This window comes from Methylobacterium sp. AC690, assembly GCF_979256535.1.
This window is the reverse complement of sequence record NZ_CEEDOX010000020.1, coordinates 1-23,684: the sequence shown is the minus strand read 5'-3', so window position 1 is coordinate 23,684 and position 23,684 is coordinate 1. Positions and strand designations below refer to the sequence as shown.

Sequence of the window (23,684 nt, the reverse complement as noted above, 5' to 3'; positions counted from 1 at the left end):
CGATATATTGCATCGCAATATGGACGGCGGATCCAACGAATTGGTCGCGCTGCATTAACCGGGCCGTAACTGCGTCCACCTAGCCTGATTGACAGATGTTGCGGGGTAACGGCGGCACGGCCGCACCCCCCGCCGAGATGTTGCGGTGCAAGCCGACCTGCGGGTCGTGCATGTCGAGGCAGTGAGTCGTGATGCGTAGCCATACTCCCCGCGTCGGCCGGGTGCCTGCTATCCCGGCCGCGATCGCAGCGGCCGCCGTCCTGGCCGCCCTCGCCTCCCCGGCCGAGGCGCGACGCGGCCATCATCACCGCGGTGGCGGCGGTGGCGGCTACAACCCGCCCTACGCCGCCATGGTGGTGGACGTGAAGACCGGCAAGACGCTGCACGCGATCAACGAGGATTCGCTGCGCCACCCGGCCTCGATCACCAAGGTGATGACGCTCTACATGCTCTTCGAGCAGCTGGAGCGCGGACGCTACACCCTCGAGTCGCCACTCACCATCTCGTCCTTCGCGGCCTCCCAGGCTCCCTCGAAGCTTGGCCTGCGTCCGGGCTCCACCATCGAGGTCGAGGACGCGATCAAGGCGATCGTGACGAAGTCGGCCAACGATGTGGCCTGCGCCATCGGCGAGAACATCGCCGGCTCCGAAGCCCGCTTCGCCGAGATGATGACGCAGAAGGCCAAGGCTCTCGGCATGAGCCGCACCCACTACGCCAATGCCTCCGGTCTCCCGGATGCCGACCAGATCACCACGGCGCGCGATCTCACCATCCTGGCCCGGGCGATCCAGGATCGCTTCCCGCGGTACTACCGGTACTTCCAGACCCGGTCCTTCGCCTTCCGCGGCCGGGTCATCGGCAACCACAACCGTCTCCTCGGCAATGTCCAGGGCGTGGACGGGATCAAGACCGGCTACACCCGCGATTCCGGCTTCAACCTGATGACGGCGGCCAAGCTCGACGACCGCCAGATCGTGGCGATCGTGCTGGGCGGTAAGTCCGGCGCCAGCCGTGACCGGATCATGGCCGACCTCGTGCGCCAGTCCCTGCCCCGCGCCTATGCGGGTGCGCGCCAGGCCCCCTCGACCGTCGAGGTCGCGGAGCGCGCGCGCCCGGCCGTGGTCGCCGACGGCGCCTCGCGCACCCGGACCCAGGTGGCCTCCGCCGACGACGAGGATGTGGAAACCACGGCATCGACCCTGCACGCCGGTCAGCCCCTCGACATCAGCCCCGGCCGCTCCGCCACCACGACCCCCGGCAGTGCCGGCATGAAGTGGCGCTCCGGCGCCCTGCCGGCCTCGGCGCAGGCCTATGCGCCGTCCGGCGGCCAGCCGGCCTTCCCGGCCGGCGGCAAGAGCGACGCCCGTCTCGCCTCCGTCGACGGCCCCCGCAGCGAGGCGGCGAAGCCGGTCTCCGGCGCGCGGATCACCCCCACGGCCTGGGTCATCCAGCTCGGCGCCATGGACGACGAGGACAAGGCGAAATCCATGCTGTCCGACGCCCGCAGCCGGGCCGGCGGCGCGCTCTCGAAGGCCTCGCCCTACACGGTGAAGGTCGAGCATGGCGGCGCGACCCTGTTCCGCGCCCGGTTCTCGGGCTTCGCAGAGCAGGACAGCGCACAAGATGCCTGCAACGCGCTGAAGCGCAACGGCTTCAACTGCTTCGCCACCCGCAGCTGAGTTTGCACTGACGGGTCTGCAAGGGACCGGCGCCCCGTTCGGGCGTTCCGGCACAGGACACGGACGCCCGGTTCGTATCGCCGGACGGCCGCACTCTCGACATTCCCTGTCTGGCAACGCGCGTGGAGTATCAGCGATGTCGGTTGTTAAGCCTGTCACGGGCCGCGTTGACGCGGGCCGCCTGCTCGGCCGTGCCTCCCTGGTCGGGGTGCAGCCGCTTCATCAGCGTCCGGTGAGCCGTGCGGACCTGCTCCAGGGACGCCCCGCGCTCAAGCCCCAGGATCTCATAGGCCTCCTGCTCCGTCATCGCCCCTGGATACGCCGCGCGGCGCGGCCCCGGGTCGGGATCTCCCTGAGCGTCTACACGCCAGCCGGGATGCCGGCGGTCGAGATACGCCTCTAGACGACGGGCGGTCTCGGCATCGCGTCCGAACAGGGCGATGAGGGCGGGCAGGGGGATCACCGCCAGGGGCTGGCCGGCATAGGGACCCGCCAGGGCGATCCCCTCCCCGCCCGCATCGAAGCGGATGGTGGCCCCCGACAGCCGGCGTGGATCGTAGCGGGCGGCAAAACCCCGGACCCGGCGGTTCAGGCCGGCCGACCCCTCGAGCAGCCAGACGGCCCCGCCCCCGAGCAGGACGGCGAATTCGAGCCGGCCCCGCATCAGCAAGAGCGCTGCCAGCGCGAGGGCGATGTAGCCTCCCACCTGCCGCAGGACGCGTGCCGTCAGGGCCGGATGGCGAATCCGCAGGTTTCGCCCGAACCACCACACGAGAAGGAGCGCCACCGCTCCGGCGAGGAACGTCACCGGCCGAACCCGTACTCGGCACCGACGCGGCCGCCGACGCGCAGCTTCACTCCGCCCACATCACGGAACCCCTGGCTGTCCGCGACCGCCGGCTTCGGGCGCGCCGTGCCGCAGCCGGGCTGCGGCGGCAGACGGACGCCCTCGGGCGCATTGTCCGGGCAGAGATGCGGCGGTGTCCGCTCGGCGGCACCGGCGGCGAGGGGAGCGGCCAGCCAGAGCAGGACGGCGCAGGAGGGACGAAGGCTGACCATGGGTCACTTTCACTGACGATGGATCGCTTTAGCGAGCGCCGCGCGGCGTGACGAGGGCCCGGCCTCAGAGCCGGCTCTCCGCCACGTCGGTGGTGGTGACGCGGACACGGCGGGTGCGTCCGTCCCGTTCCACGGTCAGGTCGATCGAGGTGCCGAGACCGGCCGCCTCCATGGCGGCGGTGAGGTCGGCGAGGCGATGCACCGGTCGGTCGCCGGCCCCGACGATGATGTCGGCGATCTCGCCCGTCTGCGGGTCGACACCCTGAAGGCCGGCCAATGCGGCCGGAGAGCCGCGCAGCACGCGCAGGACCACCACCCCGTCGATTCCGAGGCGCGCCGCAGTCGCCTCCTGTCCCGCGATGATGCCGATGCCGGGATTGCGCGTCCGTCCGTTGCGGATGAGCTCGGGGACGACCCGGTTCACGACGTCGACCGGGATCGCGAAGCCGATGCCGGCGCTCGCCCCGGAGGGCGAGAAGATCGCGGTGTTGACGCCGATGAGGCGCCCGGCGGAGTCCAGGAGCGGACCTCCGGAATTGCCGGGATTGATCGCCGCATCGGTCTGGATGACGCCGGAGAGTTCCCGTCCCGCGCTGGTGGGTAGGCGACGCTGCAGGGCGCTGATCACGCCGGTCGTCAGCGTGTGGTCCAGGCCGAACGGATTGCCGATGGCGAAGACCGACTGGCCGACCTTGAGATCGGCCGAGGTGCCGATGGCCAGGGGCTGCAAGGCCGCGGTGGTACGCCCCAGGCGAATGACGGCGAGATCGTAGCTCGGGGTTGCGCCGACGAGGCTGGCCGACACGACCGCGCCCGAGGAGAGGCGGACCGCGATGGTGCCCCCACCCTGTGCCGCCGCCGCGACCACGTGGTTGTTGGTGACGATGTGTCCGGCCGCATCCCAGATGAAGCCCGTTCCGGTCTGCGAGCCGCCGCCCGACTCACCGCCCTCGTTGTCGACCCCCATCAGGGCTCGCCCCTGGGCGGCGGCCTGCACGAAGACGTGGACCACCGACGGGCTGGCCCGGGCGAAGAGCTCCACCGTCGCTGTCTCGGCGGGCGCCAGGTCGCCGCGGGCGGTGATCGCCCGCGCGGTGTCCGCCGAGAACAGCAGGCCGGTCAGGTAGGGCTGGGCGACGAAGAGGGCGAGCAGGCCGAGGGCCGCCCCGGCGGCCCAGCGGAGGAAGCGATCCGCCGGCCGCGGCGGATACCGATCGGGCATGTGTCATCCTCTTCACCATGCTGCGAAAACCGCACCGCTTCGCGTCGCCATTAACTGGGCGGTGACGCAATGGCCTTCAACTGGCTCGGTACCGCGACGGATCAGGGTGCGACAGCACACCGAAACCCGCCGTGGCCAAAGATAAACATCGGCTCGACATTGTCAGCCGAGGCGACAAAGAGAACGAGAGGGCGTCCAAAAGCAGCCATATTCTGCGCGCTGATCAACAACGGCACGTTTTGTATGAGGGAGGGAGCTTTTAGGTTTGGATGAGCATTTCATTCCTGCCTGAAATGACCTCAAAGCTGCCTTAGAGATGCTTCCATTCACCCGGATAGACGTCCCGCAGCAAATGTTCAGGTTCGAGGTCTTACAGACCATGAGCCGGGCATCCGGCATCGCGGGGAACGACCCTCACGATCAAAGGAATACACACATGGAAACCCAAGCCCTGGAACGTCCCGCCGATCTGACGATCTGGCGTACCGCTCCGGTTCCGGCTCCCCTCGCCCAGCCCGCTCGCTACCGGACCCTGCGTGAGGCCATTGAGGCTGCCGCCGGCGCCCTGTCCGATCCGGCCAAGCAGCCCTGGATCATCACGGAGGATGGCGAGGTGCTGTCGCCGAACTGGATCCGGACCTACCTGAACTGAATCGATCCGCCGGCGCCTTCGCGCCTGTCGTCCCGCGAGCCGACCGCCGCCCCGTGCGCGGCCGGCCCGCGCGTCCTCCCAGGAAGCGTCCACCGATATCCTGCGGCCTGAGGCCGAGCCTTCGCTCCGAGACCCCGCATGCCGGGTCGCGTGCAGATCCTTCGACCCACGTCCACCACCATCAGGATTGGCGTGATCACGCGCAGGACCCTCGCGTCGCTCGCGCGGCCCGAGGCGTCGCGCCTGCGGCGTCCGTTCGCTTGGGCGGGATCGGGCACAAAAAAAGGCCGCTCCGAAGAGCGGCCCGAAGTCTAGGGAGGAAACGCCCAAGAAGGGCTGCCGAACCGCGACGCCATCGCGGTCCCGCAATGCACAATCTAAAGTGCGGCGCACAAAAATCAAGAGCTTTGCACGACGTTCAACCCGTTTTCTCGGGTTTGGGCTCGGCATTTCCTCCGGCGCTGGCCGGACCCTGCCGGGGCGCGGTCTCAGTGCTCGCTCAGAAGCTGCGCGATCTCGGCCTTGAGGGCCTCAGAGAGGTCCTTGCGTTCGAGGGCGTAGGCGATGTTGGCGGTGAGGAAGCCGAGCTTCGAGCCGGTATCGTAGGTCCGACCCTGGTAGTGCATGCCGAAGAAGGCCTGGTCCTTGGCGAGCTTGATCATGGCGTCGGTGAGCTGGATCTCGCCGCCGGCGCCCGTCTCCCCCGCCGAGAGAATGTCGAAGATCTCGGGCTGGAGGATGTAGCGGCCGGAAATGATGAAGTTCGAGGGCGCGGTGCCGGCCTTGGGCTTCTCCACCATGCCGTTGATCTCGAAGGTCTGGCCGAAGGTCTGGCCGACACCGACGATGCCGTACTGATGCGTCTCCTCGGGCTTGACCTCCTCGACCGCGATGACGTTGCCGCCGTGACGCTCGTAGGCGGAGAGCATCTGCTGCATGCAGCCGCGGCTCAGCATGTCGGGCAGCAGCACCGCGAAGGGCTCGTCACCCACGATCTCGCGGGCGCACCAGACGGCGTGGCCGAGGCCGAGCGGCGATTGTTGGCGGGTGAAGCTGGTCTGGCCCGCGCCCGGGAGGTCGCGCTTCAGGGCCTCGTAGGCCTCGGTCTTGCCGCGCTCCTGCAGCATCCGTTCAAGTTCGAAGGCGACGTCGAAGTGGTCTTCGATGACCGCCTTGCCGCGCCCGGTGACGAAGATGAAGTGCTCGATTCCCGCTTCACGGGCCTCGTCGACGACGTGCTGAACGACCGGCCGGTCGACGACGGTGAGCATCTCCTTCGGCACCGCCTTGGTGGCGGGCAGGAAGCGGGTGCCCAAGCCGGCGACGGGCAGGACGGCTTTGCGAATCGGTTTCATCAGCGAGACCCGGTAACGAGGGGAGGTGAGGAAAACCCCGAGTGAGTGACGTTGCCTCGGTACAGCCTCCGCCCAGGGAGGCGATCGAGCCATCGACGTAACGGGCATAACCGACAAGCTCGATTTCCGATATATCGTCAGTGAAACGTTTGGGGAGAAGGTGTCATGGCGGTTCTTGTGACGGGCGGGGCGGGCTATATCGGCAGCCACATGGTGCTGGCATTGCTCGACGCCGGGCACGAGGAGGTTGTGGTCCTCGACGACCTCTCGACCGGGTTCGACTGGGCGCTCCCCCCGGAGGTGAAGCTCGTCATCGGCGACGTCGCGGACCAGTCGCTCGTCACGGAAGTCATCCTCCAGCATCGTATCGACGCCATCGCACACTTCGCCGCGCGCATCGTGGTACCGGATTCGGTCGCAGATCCGCTGCACTATTACTTGGCCAATACCGTCAAGACGCGGGCGCTGATCGAAACGGCGGTTCGCTGCGGGGTCAAGCACGTGATCTTCTCGTCGACGGCGGCGGTCTACGGCGAGCCCGAAGTCGTGCCGGTGCCGGAGGACCTGCCGCCGTCGCCGATCAACCCGTACGGTCGCTCCAAGCTGATGAGCGAGTGGATGATCGCCGATGCTGCCAAGGCACACGGCTTCTCCTACGTCATCCTGCGCTACTTCAACGTGGCCGGGGCCGACCCGCGGGGCCGAACGGGGCAATCGACCCCCAACGCCACCCATCTCATCAAGGTCGCGACCCAAGCTGCCCTCGGGCAGCGGACGCATCTCGAGGTCTTCGGCACCGATTACTCGACCCGGGACGGTTCGTGCCTACGGGACTACATCCAAGTCTCCGATCTCGCCGAAGCCCATCGGGTCGCCCTCAACCATCTGCGGTCCGGCGGCGAGAGCCTGACGATGAACTGTGGCTATGGCCGCGGCTACTCGGTCCTGGAGGTGATCGACGTGGTCAAGCGGGTCTCGGGGCGTGATTTCGAGGTGCGCCTCTCGCCGCGCCGTCCGGGAGATCCGGCCCAGATCGTTGCCGAGGCCCAGCGCATCCGTGATCTCGGCTGGACCCCGCAGAATGACGATCTCGACCGGATCGTCGCCCAGGCCTTCGCCTGGGAAGAGGCCCTGGCCCGGCGCAACCGCCTGTGAGGCGCTGGGCGCCGCTCCTCCTCTCGGGATGGCTCGGGGCCGGCCCGGTGCTCGCGGCGGGAGCCGCGCCCGCGCCGTCCGCAGCGACGGCGGAATCGCGGTCCCGCTTCGTCGCCTTCGTCGCCGCGCTGCGACCGGAGGCCGAGGCGCGGGGCGTCTCATCCAACACCTTCGCGGCGGCCTTCGCGGGGATGTCCGGACCCGATCCCGACGTCCTGGCCCGCACGCGCAGGCAGGGCGAGTTCGGGCGTCCGGTCTGGGACTACCTCGTCGGTGCCGTCTCACTGGGCCGGATCGCCCGGGGGCAGGCTCAGGCCAAGCGGCTCGCGCCCATCCTCGCGCGCATCGAGGCACGCTACGGCGTGCCGCGCTGGATCGTGCTGGCATTCTGGGGTGTCGAGTCGGATTTCGGCGCGAGCGGCGGCAGCGTTCCGACGATCCGGGCCCTCGCGACCCTGGCGGAGGCGCGGTTCCGGGGGACGCTGTTCCGCGACGAACTCCTGGCCGCCCTCACCATCCTGGAGCGGGGCGACGTCACGCCGGAGCGCATGAAAGGCTCCTGGGCCGGGGCCATGGGCCAAGTGCAGTTCCTGCCGTCCAGCTTCCTCGCCCACGCGGTGGATTTCGACGGCGACGGGCACCGCGACATCTGGGGGTCGGAGGCGGACGCCCTGGCCTCCATCGCCGCTTACCTCAAGGCCCTCGGTTGGAACCCGGCCCTGTCCTGGGGCTACGCGGTCACCTTGCCGACGGGATTCGACCTCGCCCGTTATCGCGGCGACCTCGCCGAGTTCGCCCGACGCGGCGTCCGGCGTACCGACGGCCAGGCCCTGCCGGATGCCGGCGCCGGCAGCCTGTTCCTGCCGGGCGGCCTCGGCGGCCCGGTCTTCCTGATCACCGATAATTTCGAGGTGGTCCGCGCCTACAATACCTCGGATTCCTACGCGCTGGCGGTGGGGCATCTCGCCGACCGACTGGCCGGCGGGCCGGTCCTCGCCGCGCCCTGGCCGGTTCGCGACGCACGCCTCGACAAGGCGGGGCTGCAGGCCCTTCAAGTCGGTCTGACGGAGCGCGGCCTCTACGCGGGCGAGACGGACGGGCGCGCCGGACCGAAGCTTCGCGAGGCGGTGCGGCAGTACCAGATCGCCGAGGGCCTGCCTGCGGACGGCTACGCCACCCCAAGGTTGCTGGAGCACCTGCGGGCGCGGCCTTAGACCTCGGCGCCATCCTCCTCTAAGGTGTCGGCCACCCGACCGGTCCCCCGGTCCGTTTGATCGAGGCGTCCCATGACCTTGCCGGCATCGCGCGCGGCCTGGTGTTTCCTCTCCGGTCTCGGCCTGCTCCTCGCCGGTGCCGCGCCGGCCTACGCGCAGTGGGGCGATTCCTACGACGCACCCCGGGGCGGCGACTACCAATCCCCCCGCCGCCGGGCGCGGGACTATTACCGGGACGACGACGGCTACGCCGCCCGCCAGGCGAACCGACGCTACGCCCCCCCGCCTCAGGAGGCGCCGCGCCAGTTCTACTGGCCCTGGGAGGATCGTCCGGCGCCGGCTCAGGTCGCCCCGGTGCCGAGCGCCCGCCCGGCGCCGCCGCGCAGCCGGGGCTATGCCGATGACGGGCGCTCCGGGCACGACGACGGGCGCGCCGTCCGGCGTCGTCCCCGCCCAGCCCCGGTCGTGGCCCAGCCGAAGCCGGCCGTACCCAAGGTCGAGCCGACGACGCGGATCGCGGTGTTCGGCGATACGCTGGCCGGCCACCTCGGCAGCGGCCTGTCGAACGTGTTCGAGGACAATCCGGAGATTGGTGTGCTCGATCGCTCGAAGGCCGATAGCGGCCTCGTGCGCAAGGACGTGGTCGACTGGCCGAAGGCCGCCGAGGAGTTCCTGAAGGCCAATCCGAAGACCAATTATGCTCTCATCATGCTGGGATCCAACGATCGTCAGCCGATCCGGGAGGGCGACCAGACCCTCGATCCCCTGAGCGACCGCTGGCGCACCCTCTATGCCGAGCGCGTCGACGCCCTGATCAAGGTGTTCACGGACGCGAAGATCGCGCTGATCTGGGTCGGGGCTCCCCCCATGCGCAGCGAAGCCCTGACCAAGGACATCGCGGCGATCAACGACATCTTCCGCGAGCGCGTGGCCAAGGCCGGCCAGACCTACGTCGACATCTGGCCCGGCTTCGTCGACGACCGCAACCGGTACACCGCGACGGGACCGGACCTGGAAGGCCAGGAGGCCAAGCTGCGCACGGCGGACGGCGTCCACTTCACCAAGGCCGGGGCGCGCAAGATGGCGCATTTCGCCGACGTCGAGTTGAAGCGGATGATGGGAACCGGAACGCCGCCGGCCCAGCCGGCGCTCGCCGCCCCCGTGGCGGTGGCGCCGCAGCCGATCGTTGAAGGCGAAGCCACCAAGCTCGACGATGCCGCCGCCATCGATCGGCAGATCACCGCGATGCTTCCGAGCCTGCCGGAGCCGCCGGGCATCCCGGCGCTGCCGGTCAAGCCCCTCGCCGGCCCGGTGGTCCCCCTCGGCCGCGCCGAGGTGACGCCGGGCGGCACCCTGATCAGCGGCCGCCCCCGCGACGCCGATCCGACTGGTACCGTCGAGCGCGCCCTGGTGCGGGGCGCCGCCCCCCTGGCCCAGCCCGGCCGCGCCGACGACTTCAAGTGGCCGCCGGGCTGACCGGCGGTCCCTCCTCCAGCTTCCCCCGATCGCGATCCGGTGCAGCGCGAAGGCGCCGTCACGCGCTGCGTCGGGCTCGGTCTGGACATCGCGCCAGATCACGTCCGGCGCTTCGATCCGGGTCGGGCGCTCGGCATCGGAGCGGTCGTCGAGGCGGATGCCGGCCGGCATGAGGCCGCGCATCTCTCAGGCCGGACCGCTGGTGTCCGGGACAATTGCGCGGCCGCGGGTCCGCTCGTTGTGCGTGGTGGTGCGATGACCCGCGACGGATCGGGTCCGGGGGCTCGGCCGCCGAGACGCTAGCCGACACCCACCGGATGCTTGGTCACCACGGGGTTGCGCATCGTGACGAGTTCCTCGCCGGCCGTGGGATGCACCGCGATGGTGCGGTCGAAATCCGCCTTGGTGGCCCCCATGGTCACGGCGATGCCCACGGCCTGGATGATCTCGCCGGCATCGTGCCCCAAGACGTGTACGCCGACGACGCGATCGCTGGCGCAATCGACCACCACCTTCATCAGCACGCGCTCCTCACGGCCGGACAGGGTCGCCTTCATCGGCCGAAAACTCGAGCGGTATACGTCGATGGTGCCGTAGAGGTCACGGGCCACATCCTCGTTGTGGCCGACGACCCCGATCTCCGGCGTCGAGAAGACGGCAGTGGGGATCAGGCCGTGATCGACGCACCACGGCTTGTCGCCGAACACCGTGTCGGCGAAGGCGTGGCCCTCACGAATGGCGATCGGCGTCAGCGCGGCCCGATCGGTGACGTCGCCCACCGCGTAGATCGATGGCACGCAGGTCTGCGAGAAGGCGTCGACCGGGATCGCGCCGCGCGCATCCGGCGTGATCCCGACCTTGTCGAGACCGAGCCCGGCGATGTTCGGGCGCCGGCCCGTGGCGGTCAGGACCTGATCGACCTCCAGGGTGCTGTCGTCGTCGAGGGTGACGCGGATGCCGCCCTCGGTCCGGTCGAGGCGCTCCACCGTACGGTTGAGGCGCAGGTCCATGCGCTTGGCATAGGCCTCGCCGAGCGCGTCGCGGATCTCGTCGTCGAAGCCGCGCAGGAGGCGGTCGCCCCGGTGCAGCAGGGTGGTGCGGCTGCCCAGATGCGCGAAGACGCCGGCGAATTCCACCGCGATGTAGCCGCCGCCGACCACGAGGATGCGCTCGGGCAGGGTCTCGAGCGCGAAGACCTCGTTCGAGGTGATGGCGAGCTCGGCGCCCGGGATCAGCGGTTCCTTGACCGGATGGGCGCCGACCGCGACCAGGATGATGCGGGCGGTGACGCGGCGGTCCGATCCGACGAGGCGCACGGTGTGCGCATCCTCGATCACCGCCCGCTCGGGACTGACGGTGACCCCCGCGCGGCCGAGATTGGCGTCGTAGATGCCTTCGAGGCGGCTCACCTCGGCGTCGCGCCGGGCCTTCAGGACGGACCAGTCGAAGCGCGGCTCGGGCACGGTCCAGCCGAAGCCGGCGGCATCCGCGAATTCGTCGGCGAAGCGCCCGGCATAGACCATGAGCTTCTTCGGCACGCAGCCGCGGATCACGCAGGTGCCGCCGACCCGGTACTCCTCGGCGAGCTGGACCCGGGCGCCGTAGCCGGCGGCGATGCGGGCCGCCCGGACGCCGCCGGAGCCGCCACCGATGACGAACAGGTCGACGTCGAAGCTGCGGTCGAGATCGTCTGCCATGAACTCATCCTGCGGGTGTGGGCGCCGAGGGCTCTCCATCGCCCGAACGGGGCGGTACATCAACCGTCCCACCGCGCAAACGAAAAGGCCGCTTCCCCCTGCGGAGAAACGGCCTCGACGACACCGATGCGGCGCGGCAACGCGCCGTCGGGCTTACTTGATCTTGGTTTCCTTGAAGTCGACATGCTTGCGCACGACGGGGTCGTACTTCTTCATCGACAGCTTCTCGGTCTGCGTGCGGGAGTTCTTCTTCGTGACGTAGAAGTAACCCGTGTCAGCGGTGGAGATCAGCTTGACTTTAACGGTGACGGCCTTGGCCATGGACGCGGCGCTCCTGTGATCGCGGCATTCCGCATCAGCGAAACGCAAAAGGGCCGGCGTCGGCCGGCTGAATACCGGCGGGTGATTGCCTCATCGGCCGGGATTCGTCAAGGCTTGTCGTTCGCTGGCGCCTCGTCCGTCGGCCGCTGGACGAGGCGCAGGGCGACCACCGCCGCGTAGCCGAGGAACAGCAGGCACAGGCTGTAGGCGAAGCCCTGGGGCGGGGCCAGATCCATGCCGCCGCCGATGATGGGCGGACCGAGCATCAGACCGACATTGTAGAGCACCACGAAGGCGGCGTTGGCGCCGGCGAGTTCCCGCCCCCGCACCGTCGCCCCGAGATGGGCCAGACCCACCGTGTAGAGTGTCCCGGCAATGCCGCCCCACAGGAACAGCAGCACCAGCAGCGCGGGGAACGAGGCCGAGGCCATCGGAATCAGGCTCGAGCCGAGGGCGCCGCCGAGACCGGCCATCAGCAGCACGAGGCGGCGGTCCACGCGGTCGGCGAGCCAGCCGAACGGGATCTGGAACATCACGTTGCCCAGCGCCAGCGCGCTGACGAGCCCGGCCGCCGTCTCGGCGTCGTAGCCGAGGCGCAGGCCGTAGAGCGGCAGGATCGCGAAGCCGCCGGTCTCCACCGCCCCGTAGACCAGGGCCGCGGCGGTGGCCGCGGGCGCCAGGCGCAGATAGGCGTGGAAGGGCCGCGACGCGCCGGGCCCGATCACCGGCGACAGGCCCCGGGCCAGTAGCAGCGGGACCAGGGCGACGAGGAACAGGCCGGCCCCACCGAGATAGGGCGCGGGGCCCTGTGTCCCCAGGACGGCGAGCAGGGTCGGGCCGACCGCGAAGCCCAGCGCCAGCACCGTGGCGTAGATCCCCATCACCAGCCCGCGCCGCTCGGGCGGAGCCGCCGCGTTGATCCAGAACTCGGAAAGCACGAACAGCGCGCCGAGGCTCGTGGAGAACACGAAGCGCAGCACGAACCACCAGGCGATGCCCTGCAGGAGCTTGAAGGCGACGAGGCAGAGGGCGCCGAGGACGATGGCGCCCACGAGGAGCGGCAGCACGCCGAGGCGGGCCGCCAGGCGCGGCACGAAGGGGACCGTCAGGATGGCCGCGAGGCCGGCCACCGCGGTGTTCACCCCGATCAGGGTGCTCGACGCACCCATGCGCGCCATCTCGATGGAGAGCAGCGGGATCGTCAGGCTGAGCCCGATGCCGACCACCGCCACACAGGTGATGGCTGCGGCGATCGAGGCGAAGCGGGAGCCGTCGCGCGACTCGGCGTCGGGGGGAGTCGGCATGACGGGGTCCGCTGCGGGTCGCTGGCGCGACGCCGGGACCGCCTTGTCTACGCCGGAGCGTGCCGGCGCAACCGAGGCGCCGCTCTCACCGTGCGGCCGACTTCAGCGGCTTGCTGTCGGCAGCCGGCGGCTTGCGCTCGATCTTCTGGCCGTCGCGCAGGTCGGCGGGGGGGCTGAGCACGATCTCCTCGCCGCCGTCCAGGCCCTGGCCGAGCTCCACCGTGGTGCCGAGGTCGCGCCGGATCGTCACCGTGCGCCACTGCGCCGTGCCGTCGTCGCGGGCCACCGCCACCTGGGTGCCGCGCTGGTTGAAGACGAGGCTCTCGGCCGGCACCCGCACGTTGGGCTCCGTGCGCGGCACCTTGAGGGTGACGTAGACATAGAGTCCGGCCCGCAGGGCGCCGTCGCCGTTCGGCACGTCGACCTGGGCCGTCAGGGTGCGGGACGAGGTCAGCAGCGCCACCGAACTGCGCTCGACCTTGCCGGAGAAGGTCCGGTCGGCGATCTGCGGAACCTTGATGGACGCGTCCACCCCCGGCTTCACGCCGACGGCGACGTTCTGGGGCACGTTGACCGAGACGCGCAGGATGTCGTCGCGGTCCATGGAGAGCAGCGCGGTCCCGCTGCCGTCGGCGTGCACGAGGTCGCCGACATCGACGCCGCGCTGGGTGATCACGCCGTCGAAGGGGGCGATGATGTCCTTGAAGCCGGTGAGCGCCCGCAGGCGCTCCACCGTGGCCGCCTGGGCCTTGATGTTGGCCTGGGCCACCTTCACGCCGGCTTCCGCCGAGGCGAGGGTCGCCGCCTGACTGAGCACGCTGGCCTGGGAATTGTCCGCGTTCTGCTTCGAGGCCCAGCCCTGGCCGGCGAGCGTCGTGGTGCGGGTGTTGGTGACGTTGGCGAGGTTCACGTTGGCCTTGGCCTGGTCGACCATGGATTTGGCCTGCAGCAGGGCCGCCTCGAGCTGTCCGGTCTGCGCCTCCGCCTGGGCCAGCTGCTGATCGAGGTCCGGGGCGGCGATGCGCATCAGGATGTCGCCCTGGCGGACGCGGCTGCCGATATCGACCCTGCGCTCGGCGATGTAGCCGGTGGCGCGGGCGTAGAGGGCCGCCTTGGCGAAGGCGTCGGTCTGGCCCGGCAGGGTGATGTCGATGGGCTTGTCGGCCCGCTCCGCGGTGGCGGTGCGCACCGCCGGCACGAAGCTGTTGATCTTCCGCTGGGTCTCGGAGGCGGCGGCGCGCCGCTGCATCTGGCCGTAGCCGCCCCAGGCGAGCAGGCCGATGGCGGCCACGGCGGCGATCAGGAAGGGCGCCTTGCCGGGCGGCGGCGGGATGTCGGACGGGTCGTGGGTCTGATGCATCACGCCTGTCCCATCGCCGAACCGGGCTTCACCCTGCGATTCATGACCAACCTTCGAACCAAGATCCGAAACCTGACGATCCGCCGACGGCTCACGCGTAATCCTCCAGGGGCTTGACCGCGCCCCGGCGCAGCAGCGCGTACAGGAACGGCACGAAGAGCAGCGTCGCCGGCGTGCCGATGGCGATGCCGCCCATCACGGCCCGGGCCAAGGCCGCGTTCTGCTCGCCGCCCTCGCCCGTGCCGAGCGCCATCGGAATGAGCCCGAGGAACATCGCGCTCGCGGTCATCAGCACCGGCCGCAGGCGTGTCTCGCCGGCGAGCAGGGCCGCCTCGACGGCACCGCATCCGGTCGCCTCGCGATGCTCCTTGGCGAAGGTCACCAGCAGGATCGAGTTCGCGGAGGCGATGCCCACCGACATGATCGCGCCGAAGAGTGAGGGAATCGAGAACGTCGTCCCGGTGACGAACAGGCTCGCGACGATGCCGCAGAAAGCGAGCGGCAGGGCGGCCAGCACCACGAAGGGATCACCCCAGCTCTGGAAGTTCACCGCCATCAGCAGGTAGACCGCCACCAGGGCGATCGCCAGGCCGACCTGGAGCCGGAAGAAGGCGGATTCCATGTTCTCGATCTGCCCGCGCACGATGATCTTGTCCGGCGCCGGCAGGGCCTTCTGCTCCTCGGCGACGATCTGGCGGATCTCCTTCGAGACCGAGCCGAGATCGCTGTCCTGCACCGCCGCGTAGATGTTGAAGGTCGGCTGCGTGTTGACGTGGTTGATCACCGTCTGCGACCCCTCGCGGCGCATGGTCGAGACACTGGAGAGGAGCGTCAGCACCCCGGGCGCATCGGCGCCGCCATTGACCAGGAGCGGCGTATTCTGGAGCGCGGTCAGCGAGTCGTTGCGGTATTCCGGCGTCTGGACCCAGAGCTGGTAGGGGATGCCGGTCTTCGGGTCGGTCCAGAAGTTCGGCGTGACCTGGAAGGAGCCCGACAGCGAGACGTTCAGGCCCTGCGCGATCTGCTGCTGGGTGAGCCCGAGCTCCGAGGCGAGCCGCCGGTCCACATCGACGAAGAACTGCGGCGTGCCGACGATCTGGTGCAGGTGCACGTCGACGGCGCCGCGCACCGCCTTGAGGCGGCGGACGATGTTTTGCGCCACCTCGAGATCCTTGGCGGTGTTGCGCCCCGTGACCTGGATGTCGATCTGGGCGAGCGTGCCGAAGTTCAGGATCTGGGTGATGATGTCCGAGGGCTGGAAGTAGAACACCACGTCGGGGAAACGCTCGCGCAGCACCTCGCGCAGGTGCTTGGTGTAGTCCGCCACCGAGCCGTGCCCCTCCCTGAGGTTGATGAGCATCTGGCCGTCGTTGTAGGCGACGAACGAACCGTCCGAGAAGGCGAAGTTGTAGTTGTTCGCCGGGAGGCCGATGTTGTCGAGGATCTGGTCGATCTCGCCCTCGGGAATGACTTCGCGGACCACGTTCTCGACCTGGGCGAAGACCTGCTCGGCTGTCTCGATGCGCATCCCCGGGCGGGTCCGCAGGTGCAGGGTCATCTGGCTCGAGGCGACCTGCGGGAAGTAGTCCTGCCCGACGAAGACGAAGAGCCCGGCGGTGGCGGCGAAGACGACGGCCACCAGGGTCAGCGTCGCGGCGCGGCGGGCGATGACGACGTGGAGCAGGCCGAGATAGCCGCGGTGGAAGCGCGCGAACCGCAGCTCGAAGCCGTGCCGGAACCAGCCGGCCAAGCGGAAGACCGGGCCGCCGACCCATCCGAGGGCACGGGCGACGCGTCCCCGCCGCGGCGCGGCGCCCTCCCCGTGCTTATCCCCGTGCTTGGTGTCGTATTCCCGCGCCACCAGCACGTCGATCAGCACCGGGACCAGGGTGCGTGACAGGACGTAGGAGGTCAGCATGGCGAACACGACCGCCAGGGCCTGGGGCGTGAACAGGTATTTCGGCGTGTCCGTCAGGGCGAAGACCGAGACGAAGGCGGCGCAGATCGACAGGGTCGAGATCAGCGCCGGCTTGGCGATGCCGGCCGCGCCCTCCACCACCGACTTGCGGAAGGGCTCGCCCTCCTCGAACAGCCGGTAGGTGTTCTCGATCGCCACGGTGGCGTCGTCGACCAGGATGCCGACCGCCAGGGCGAGGCCGCCGAGGGTCATCACGTTGATGGTCTCCCCCAGCGCCGCCAGGATCGCCAGCGAGGTCAGGATCGAGAGGGGGATCGAGACCAGCACCACGATGGTCGAGCGCCACGACCCGAGGAACAGCAGGATGGTGAGGCCCGTCAGGCCCGCCGCGATGATCGCCTCGTGGATCACGCCCTCGATGGCGGCGGAGACGAAGACCGACTGATCGAACAGCGGCTTCAGGCTCATGCCCTCGGGGGCGGCGGCCTGGATGTCGGGCAGCGCCTTCTTGACGTTGTTGACGACGTCCAGCGTCGAGGCGGTGCCGTTCTTGAAGATGCGCATCAGCACCGAGTGCAGGCCGTCCGCGCGCACGATGTTGACCTGCGGCGGTCCGCCGTCGCGGACGTTGGCGACGTCGCGCACCAGGATCGGCTGGCCGCCCACCACCTTGATCGGGATCTGGTTCAGGGCTTCGATCGCCTCGGGCGAGGCGTTGAGCTGCACCGGATATTGCTGCTCGCCGATCTTCGCGAGGCCGGAGGGGATCGTCAGGTTCTGCGCCGTCACCGCGTTGGTGACGTCGAGGGCGGTCAGCCCGAGGGCCTGGAGGGCGTGCAGGTCAAGATCGACCATGATCTGGCGCGGCGTGCCGCCGAACGGCGACGGCAGGGTCGAGCCCGGGACCTGGGTCAGGCGCTGGCGGATGCGATACTGGGCGTAGTCGAAGACCTTCGTCAGGCTCTCCCGGTCGGAGGAGAGCGCGAGCTGGATCACTGGCACCGAGGAGGCCGAGAAGCGCAGGACGATGGGGGGCTGTACGCCGGGCGGCATCGTCGAGCGGATCGAGTTCATCGCCGAGACGACCTGCGCGATGGCGAGGTCGATGCTCACCGAACCATCGAAGTAGATCTTCTGGATCGCCGTGCCCTGGAGGGTCGTCGACTCCATTCGAGCGATGTTGTTGACGTTGTTCGAGAGCGAAAACTCCGCATAGGTCGTGATGCGGCGCTCCATCTCGGAGGTCGACAGACCGTTATACGTCCACACCACCACGACCACCGGGATATCCACGGTGGGCAGGACGTCCTTCGGGGCGACCACGACCGCTGCCGCGCCGCCGAGCATCATCAGCACGGCGAGCACGTAGATCGTGATGCGGAACTTCAGAGCATACTGGACGAGGCCCATGCGGCTCCCACGCGATCGCGTTCAGGCTGGTGTACCACGGTGGTCGCATGCCACCGGTTCCTCTGTAGCCGTGACGCCGCGACGCAATCGAGGTCTCAACCCGAGATTTTTGTTTCCGGGTGTAAACCGGTCGCCTAAACTTCGGCGCTGCTGCCCGATTACTGTGCTGATTTCACCGGGACGTTGCGACAGATGCCTTTCAGCAACGCCCAGTCCGCGCCCGTGAGGATCTGCCGCCCGCCGCTCCCGAGGCCCGCCAGGGTGCGGATCCGCTGGGCGCGTTCCCGTGTCATGGGATGGCTGCGGAGGAACGTCGCGACCGCGCCCTGGTCCCCGTCCCCGGCGATCCGCTCCAGGATCGTCGCCAGCGCCGCGGCATCGCCCCCGGCTCGGCGCATCAGGGTCACCGCGTAGGCATCCGCGGCGTTCTCAGCCTCGCGGGAATAGCCGGCCGAGATCGCGGCCTGCCCCGTGGCGATGAGGATCGTCGAGCCCGTGAGGTCGCCGAGAACGAGGCTGAGAAGGAACGAGCTTCCGCCCGCGGCCAGCAGGGCCCGCATGGGATCGTGCGCGGCGACGTGCCCGAGCTCATGGGCAAGGATTCCGGCGAACTCATCTGGGGTCTCCGCCTTGTCGATGAGGTCCGAGAGCACGAGCACCCGTGCGCCGGGCAGGGTCAGCGCATTCGCGAGGGGGTGCCGGCGCACGCTGACCAGGGGTTCGCCCGGCAGGTCTTCGCGCTGGGTGTCGCCGCCCTGGGTCATGTGCCTGACCAGCCGGTCGAGGACGGCCCGGGCCGCGGGCTCGTCGCAAACCGGTGGATCGCCGAGAAGGCGGCCGACCTGGCCCTCGACCGCACCGCCGAGCCGCGTCTCGATCGCATTCGGCACCAGGGGCGCCAGGCGGCCGGCGATGACCGGAACCCCGTAGATCGCCAGGACGAGCACCGACACGCCGGCGGCGACCGACCACAGGACCAGGCGCCAGGTCCCACCGGCGCCGGCCGCGTCGGACCGGTGGAGGTCGGGGCAGCGGCCGGCGAGGGCGTCGGCAAAGCCGGGGTCGGCGAACTCGACCCGGGCGGGGCTGCCCCGCGGGCCGATCCGTACCAGGGGCGGGACCGTGTCGCCGGCCGCGAGGTCGGCGAGGTCCCAGGCGAGGCGGGCGCCGGCTCCGTCGATCTCGAGGCGGTCGGCGAGCCGCAGCGTCACCGGGTGCGCCCGGGCGCTGAGGCCGTCGAGATAGGTGCCGGTGGCGACCGGCGGCGACGCGACCGGACCTGTGTGCTGCATCGGCCTTATCCGGAGCGCTCCGCTGCTGTTCGGGCGGTCGGGCTAGAACCCGACCTCCAGGGCGCCACCGACATCGAGGGCATCGGCGAGGCCCTCGTTCAGCCCGCTGCCGACGCGGCGGCTGGAGGCAAGGATGGCGGCGAGCCCCTCCGCGTCCGCGACGGTGGTGGTCGTGGCGACGGCGGCCCAGAGGCGCGCGGTGATGACGCGGACGTAGAGCACGGCGAAGACGAGGGCTCCGCCGAGATAACCGACGACCAGGCCGAGGCCGATCACCCAGGACGCCCCGCTCGCGGGGCCTTTCGCCTGGAGCAGGAACGCGCCGCCGCCGATGACGAGGCCGAGCACGACGACGAGGCCGATGATCGACAGCAGGTAGACGATGTAGGGCCAGTAGAACTGTCGCGCCTTCAGCGTCGACGACAGCCGCACCGGCCCGAGGCTTGCCGCGTTCGTGAAGACGCGCGTCTCGCGTGCCCGGTAGAACGGGATCAGCAGGAAGCCGAGGGACGCGGTGAGGCCCAGCGTGCCGACGAGGATCGCCCCATAGGTGGCGACGGGTGTGCCGGCATAGGCGGGATTGAAGATGGTCTCGCTCGGCTTGCCGCCGGGCTTCGGCACGAACAGGTCGGCCGGGAGCGTGAAGTCCGTGGCGGTCAGGAAGGCGAACAGCGCGGCGAGGACCGGCAGGAGAACGACGGCGTAGAAGCTCAGCCAGGGCAGGAGCAGCGACCGCCCACGGGCCGACGAGTCCATGCGGCTCGACCCGATCAGGGTATGGGTGATCCGATAGCGCTCCAGGCTCGCCCGCATGAACGGAAACGCGAGGCCGAGGGTGACCAGGGTCAGGAGCGCCCAGCCCGTCGCCATCAGCGCGTAGGTCATCGCCGATCCGTCCTGTCCCAGCCGGATCCCGCGCCAGAGGGTGCGCGAGGCCCGGTAGCGGCGACCGCGGTAGCCCGCGAACTGGCCGAGGACGAACAGGATGGCGAAGGACAGGATGCTGCCGAAGGGGGCGAGCGACGGGACCGAGAGGGTCGCGACGAAGATCGCCACGTAGATCGGTATCAGCACCGCGAGGGCGACGAGGAAGCCGAGGAACAGTTCCTTGCCCCGGCCCGCATACTCGCCCGGGCTGCCGTCGATGACGGTGCGGTTCCAGAAGTAGCGCCGCAGGTCGGTGATGTACCAGAACCGGTAGATCCCGAAGGTGACGAGCGACAGCAGGAAGCCGCGGATCGCGAGGCCGGTGAGGCCGATGAGCCGCTTATCGAAGGTGATCGCGCCGACGCGGCCCGAACTGGAGCGAGCGTCGAACGCCAGCGGCTGTGTCATGGTGCCCCCGGACATCGGAGGCGCAAGCTAAGCCGATTTCGGGCGGCACTGCCAGGGTCACACCCGTGAGTCCGCTCGTCTGGTTAACACCCGCGAGACGGGCAGGCGGCAGCGCTCAGCAGCAGCGGAAGCCGCTGCGATTGCCGACGCCGAAGCGGGCGTTCTCCCGGTTCCGGAAGAACTCCCGTTCGCTCATGGGCTCCTGGTCCGCATGCGTCTTCCGGATATGGGCGGCATAGGCCTCGTAATCGCCCTGCCCCACCATCAGGCGAGCGCCGTCGCAGACGCATTTCGAGAAGGTCCTGAGACGGTCCCGCAACTCGGTCGACGACAGCGCCATGGGACTTACTCCGCGGGAACGGCGGCCGGGCCGCCGCTCTCCAGGGCGGTCCAGCGATCGGCCCGATAGGCCTTCACGCAGGCCATGATGCCGAAGGCGGCGATGGCGAGCACGAGGCCGACGAACAGGACTGCGAGGGCCGCATCGATCCGGTCGTTGAAGACGATCTTGTGCATGTCGGCCATGGTCTTGGCCGGTGCCAGCACCTTGTTCTCCGCGATGGCGGCCGAGAAGCGATCGGCGTGGGAGAGGAAGCCGATCTTGGGGTCGGCCGAGAAGATCTTCTGCCAGCCGGCCGTGAGGGTGCAGAGGCAGAGCCAAGCGGTGGGGATGATCGTGACGAAGGCGTAGCGCTCGCGCTTCATCTTGAAGATCACCACGGTGGCGAGCGTCAGGGCCACGGCGGCCAGCATCTGGTTGGAGATGCCGAACAGCGGCCACAGGGTGTAGATGCCGCCGAGCGGATCGGTGACGCCCTGGTAGAGGAAGTAGCCCCAGGCGCCGACGCAGAGGGCGGTGGCCAGGATGCTGGGTGCCCAGGCCGAGGTGTCCTTGAACCGCGGCGAGACGAGCCCGAGCAGGTCCTGGAGCATGAAGCGCCCGGCGCGCGTGCCGGCATCCACCGCCGTCAGGATGAACAGCGCCTCGAACAGGATGGCGAAGTGGTACCAGAACGCCATCATCGTCTTGCCACCGATGGCCGAGGAGATGATGTGCGCCATGCCCACCGCGAGGGTCGGCGCGCCGCCGGCGCGGGAGATGATCGAGTGCTCGCCGACGTCCTTGGCTGTCTGAGCGATCTGCTCGGACGTGATGGCGAAGGCGGGATCGAGCTTCGTCACCGCGGCCGCCGCGGTCTCCGGCGTCGTGCCGACGAGGCCGGCCGGGGCGTTCATGGTGAAGTAGATGCCCGGCTCGATCACGCTGGCGGAGACCAGCGCCATCACGGCCACGAAGCTCTCCATGAGCATGCCGCCGTAGCCGATGAAGCGGGCATCGGACTCACGGTCGATCAGCTTCGGGGTGGTGCCCGAGGAGATCAGGGCGTGGAAGCCCGAGACCGCGCCGCACGCGATGGTGATGAACAGGAACGGGAACAGCGACCCGGCCCAGACCGGTCCGGTGCCGTCGACGAACTTGGTCACGGCCGGCATCTGCATGTGCGGGGCGACGTAGGCGATGCCCAGGGCCAGGCCGATGATCGTGCCGATCTTGAGGAAGGTCGAGAGGTAGTCGCGCGGGGCGAGCAGGAGCCAGACCGGCAGGATCGAGGCGATGAAGCCGTAGCCGATCAGCAGCCAGCACAGCTGCGTGCCGGTATAGGTGAAGAAGGGCCCCCAGTACGGGTCCGCCGCGACGTTCCCGCCGTAGACGATAGCCAGCATCAGCAGCACGAAGCCGATGATCGAGACCTCGCCGACCTTTCCGGGGCGGATGTAGCGGGCGTAGAGGCCCATCAGCATCGCGATCGGGATCGTCGCCGCGACCGTGAAGGTGCCCCAGGGGCTCTCGGCCAGGGCCTTCACGACGATCATCGCCAGCACCGCCAGCAGGATGACCATGATCATGAAGGTGCCGAACAGGGCGATGACGCCCGGAATGGTGCCGAGCTCCGCGCGGATCAGCTCGCCCAGCGAGCGGCCGTCCCGGCGCATTGAGATGAAGAGGACCATGAAGTCCTGCACGGCGCCGGCGAGCACCACGCCGGCCAGGATCCAGAGCAGGCCCGGCAGGTAGCCCATCTGCGCCGCGAGCACCGGGCCCACCAGCGGTCCGGCGCCGGCGATGGCGGCGAAGTGGTGGCCGAACAGCACGTTGCGGTTGGTGGGGACGTAATCGAGCCCGTCGTTGTGGACGTGGGCCGGGGTTGGGCGGCTGTCGTCGAGCCGCATGACCTTGGAGGAGATGAAGAGCGAGTAGTAGCGATAGGCGATCAGGTAGATGCAGACGGCCGCCACGACGACCCAGAGGGCGTTGACCGTCTCGCCGCGCGTCGTCGCGACGATGGCTAGGGCCGCCGCCCCCAACGCTCCCACGAGGGCCCAGGGCCCGTGCTTCGTTACCGCACTCATGACGTCTCGCTCCAGCGACCTGTCCTTCGTAGCAGGTCGTCAAGGGCTCTTCTCGCGCAAATTCTTCCGCAGGACCAGGGGCCTGCGATTTCAATCATTCGGGATTGAATCACCCATCCGGCGTTTTCTCACCCTGGGTTGCGCAGCCTCCCGATCGTCAATCGAGTTCGATCACGCGGTTCGGCAGAGCGTCGACGGGCCTGGGTTCCGGCGGGAGCTGCCCGGCCAGGATGGTGCCGACCTGCACGACGGCATCGGTCAGGCCCGCCTCGGCCTCGCCACGCCGCAGGGCAGCCAGGAGCCCCTCGATCGCGCCGGACCAGGCGGAGGCCGGGACGCGCGCGGCGACGCCGTGATCCGCGACGATCTCGGCATGGCCTTCGGCCCGGGCGACGTAGATCAGCACGCCGGTCCGCCCTTCCGTCCGGCTGAGGCCGCGGGTGGTGAACTCGCGCAGGGCCTGTTCGTGGGCGCGGTCGCGGCGGATCGCCCGTGGCACCAGGGCCATCCGTATCCGGGGATGGAGCCCCGCCAGGAGCGCCAGCAGGACCGCGGCGACCTGCGCCAGCGCGATCGAGGCCGCGCTCCACGGCGTCAGGGCGATCAGCGGCCAGGGCAGGACGAGGCCGACCGCCAGGGCCAGCAGCAGCGGCGCGGAACGGTAGAGCCCGGCACGGGCCGCCACCAGCACGACGATCTCGCCGGCCGTCGCGGTCTCGGCCCGGCGGATCGCCTCCGCGATCCGCGTCCGCGCCGGTTCCTCGAGGAAGGGACGCTGCTTACCAGTCACCGGAGGCCCCTCCCCCACCCGACGAGCCACCCC

19 protein-coding genes are annotated in these 23,684 nt (G+C 69.6%); 5 read left to right on the top strand and 14 right to left on the bottom strand.

Annotated elements, in window-relative coordinates; all coding sequences use genetic code 11:
- The first annotated feature begins 191 nt into the window (after positions 1–191).
- On the top strand, positions 192–1,679 hold the full coding sequence (locus AC0IY1_RS20920) for a serine hydrolase (protein ID WP_471772100.1): 1,488 nt from the start codon (positions 192–194) through the stop codon (positions 1,677–1,679).
- A gap of 130 nt (positions 1,680–1,809) precedes the next feature.
- Here the strand turns inward: AC0IY1_RS20920 and AC0IY1_RS20915 are convergent, their stop codons facing one another.
- The 3 genes from AC0IY1_RS20915 to AC0IY1_RS20905 form a co-directional block, all read right to left on the bottom strand.
- The gene (locus AC0IY1_RS20915) at positions 1,810–2,487 is read right to left on the bottom strand and encodes a J domain-containing protein (protein WP_471772098.1); all 678 of its coding nucleotides are present in this window, start codon (positions 2,485–2,487) and stop codon (positions 1,810–1,812) included.
- Positions 2,484–2,738 (bottom strand): hypothetical protein, encoded by a 255-nt coding sequence (locus AC0IY1_RS20910; RefSeq protein WP_471772095.1) that lies wholly within the window; start codon positions 2,736–2,738, stop codon positions 2,484–2,486. Before AC0IY1_RS20910 ends, AC0IY1_RS20915 begins: the two co-directional genes overlap by 4 nt.
- 64 nt (positions 2,739–2,802) lie before the next feature.
- Positions 2,803–3,960 carry a S1C family serine protease gene (locus tag AC0IY1_RS20905; RefSeq protein ID WP_471772092.1) on the bottom strand — a complete coding sequence of 386 codons (1,158 nt, stop codon included), beginning with the start codon at positions 3,958–3,960 and terminating at the stop codon, positions 2,803–2,805.
- Between the two features lie 436 nt (positions 3,961–4,396).
- Here AC0IY1_RS20905 and AC0IY1_RS20900 point away from each other — a divergent pair, with 436 nt between their 5' ends.
- Positions 4,397–4,612, top strand: coding sequence for a hypothetical protein (locus tag AC0IY1_RS20900; RefSeq protein WP_055953370.1), 216 nt, complete (start codon positions 4,397–4,399; stop codon positions 4,610–4,612).
- Between the two features lie 488 nt (positions 4,613–5,100).
- Here the strand turns inward: AC0IY1_RS20900 and galU are convergent, their stop codons facing one another.
- The gene (gene galU / locus AC0IY1_RS20895; RefSeq protein WP_055953365.1) at positions 5,101–5,967 is read right to left on the bottom strand and encodes a UTP--glucose-1-phosphate uridylyltransferase GalU; all 867 of its coding nucleotides are present in this window, start codon (positions 5,965–5,967) and stop codon (positions 5,101–5,103) included.
- A 165-nt stretch (positions 5,968–6,132) separates the two neighbouring features.
- Here galU and galE point away from each other — a divergent pair, with 165 nt between their 5' ends.
- The 3 genes from galE to AC0IY1_RS20880 all read left to right on the top strand — a co-directional run bounded on the left by galE (position 6,133) and on the right by AC0IY1_RS20880 (position 9,812).
- Positions 6,133–7,122 (top strand): UDP-glucose 4-epimerase GalE, encoded by a 990-nt coding sequence (galE, locus tag AC0IY1_RS20890; RefSeq protein WP_471772089.1) that lies wholly within the window; start codon positions 6,133–6,135, stop codon positions 7,120–7,122.
- A gap of 47 nt (positions 7,123–7,169) precedes the next feature.
- On the top strand, positions 7,170–8,336 hold the full coding sequence (locus AC0IY1_RS20885) for a lytic murein transglycosylase (protein WP_471772179.1): 1,167 nt from the start codon (positions 7,170–7,172) through the stop codon (positions 8,334–8,336).
- 72 nt (positions 8,337–8,408) lie between these two features.
- Positions 8,409–9,812: an SGNH/GDSL hydrolase family protein gene (locus tag AC0IY1_RS20880; protein ID WP_471772086.1), complete on the top strand. Its 1,404-nt coding sequence runs from the start codon at positions 8,409–8,411 to the stop codon at positions 9,810–9,812.
- Positions 9,813–10,111: 299 nt separating this feature from the next.
- Here AC0IY1_RS20880 and gor read toward each other — a convergent pair whose 3' ends face one another.
- The 10 genes from gor to AC0IY1_RS20830 form a co-directional block, all read right to left on the bottom strand.
- Positions 10,112–11,509 (bottom strand): glutathione-disulfide reductase, encoded by a 1,398-nt coding sequence (gene gor, locus AC0IY1_RS20875; protein WP_471772083.1) that lies wholly within the window; start codon positions 11,507–11,509, stop codon positions 10,112–10,114.
- Between the two features lie 153 nt (positions 11,510–11,662).
- Positions 11,663–11,830, bottom strand: coding sequence for a 50S ribosomal protein L33 (rpmG, locus tag AC0IY1_RS20870; protein ID WP_018044575.1), 168 nt, complete (start codon positions 11,828–11,830; stop codon positions 11,663–11,665).
- Between the two features lie 107 nt (positions 11,831–11,937).
- Positions 11,938–13,134, bottom strand: a complete 1,197-nt coding sequence (locus AC0IY1_RS20865) for an MFS transporter (protein ID WP_471772080.1) — start codon at positions 13,132–13,134, stop codon at positions 11,938–11,940.
- Positions 13,135–13,219: 85 nt separating this feature from the next.
- Positions 13,220–14,494 (bottom strand): efflux RND transporter periplasmic adaptor subunit, encoded by a 1,275-nt coding sequence (locus AC0IY1_RS20860; RefSeq protein ID WP_471772078.1) that lies wholly within the window; start codon positions 14,492–14,494, stop codon positions 13,220–13,222.
- A 91-nt stretch (positions 14,495–14,585) separates the two neighbouring features.
- Entirely contained in the window at positions 14,586–17,822 is a 3,237-nt protein-coding gene (locus AC0IY1_RS20855) for an efflux RND transporter permease subunit (RefSeq protein WP_471772076.1), read from the bottom strand.
- A gap of 158 nt (positions 17,823–17,980) precedes the next feature.
- Positions 17,981–19,114 carry a M48 family metallopeptidase gene (locus AC0IY1_RS20850; RefSeq protein ID WP_471772073.1) on the bottom strand — a complete coding sequence of 378 codons (1,134 nt, stop codon included), beginning with the start codon at positions 19,112–19,114 and terminating at the stop codon, positions 17,981–17,983.
- Positions 19,115–19,156: 42 nt separating this feature from the next.
- Positions 19,157–20,449 carry a DUF898 family protein gene (locus tag AC0IY1_RS20845; RefSeq protein ID WP_471772070.1) on the bottom strand — a complete coding sequence of 431 codons (1,293 nt, stop codon included), beginning with the start codon at positions 20,447–20,449 and terminating at the stop codon, positions 19,157–19,159.
- A gap of 115 nt (positions 20,450–20,564) precedes the next feature.
- Positions 20,565–20,789 (bottom strand): YbdD/YjiX family protein, encoded by a 225-nt coding sequence (locus AC0IY1_RS20840; protein ID WP_055953333.1) that lies wholly within the window; start codon positions 20,787–20,789, stop codon positions 20,565–20,567.
- Positions 20,790–20,794: 5 nt separating this feature from the next.
- A complete protein-coding gene (locus AC0IY1_RS20835) occupies positions 20,795–22,861 on the bottom strand; it encodes a carbon starvation CstA family protein (RefSeq protein ID WP_055953329.1) in 2,067 nt (688 codons plus the stop codon).
- A 157-nt stretch (positions 22,862–23,018) separates the two neighbouring features.
- On the bottom strand, positions 23,019–23,651 hold the full coding sequence (locus AC0IY1_RS20830) for a TPM domain-containing protein (protein WP_471772177.1): 633 nt from the start codon (positions 23,649–23,651) through the stop codon (positions 23,019–23,021).
- Positions 23,652–23,684 lie beyond the last annotated feature (33 nt).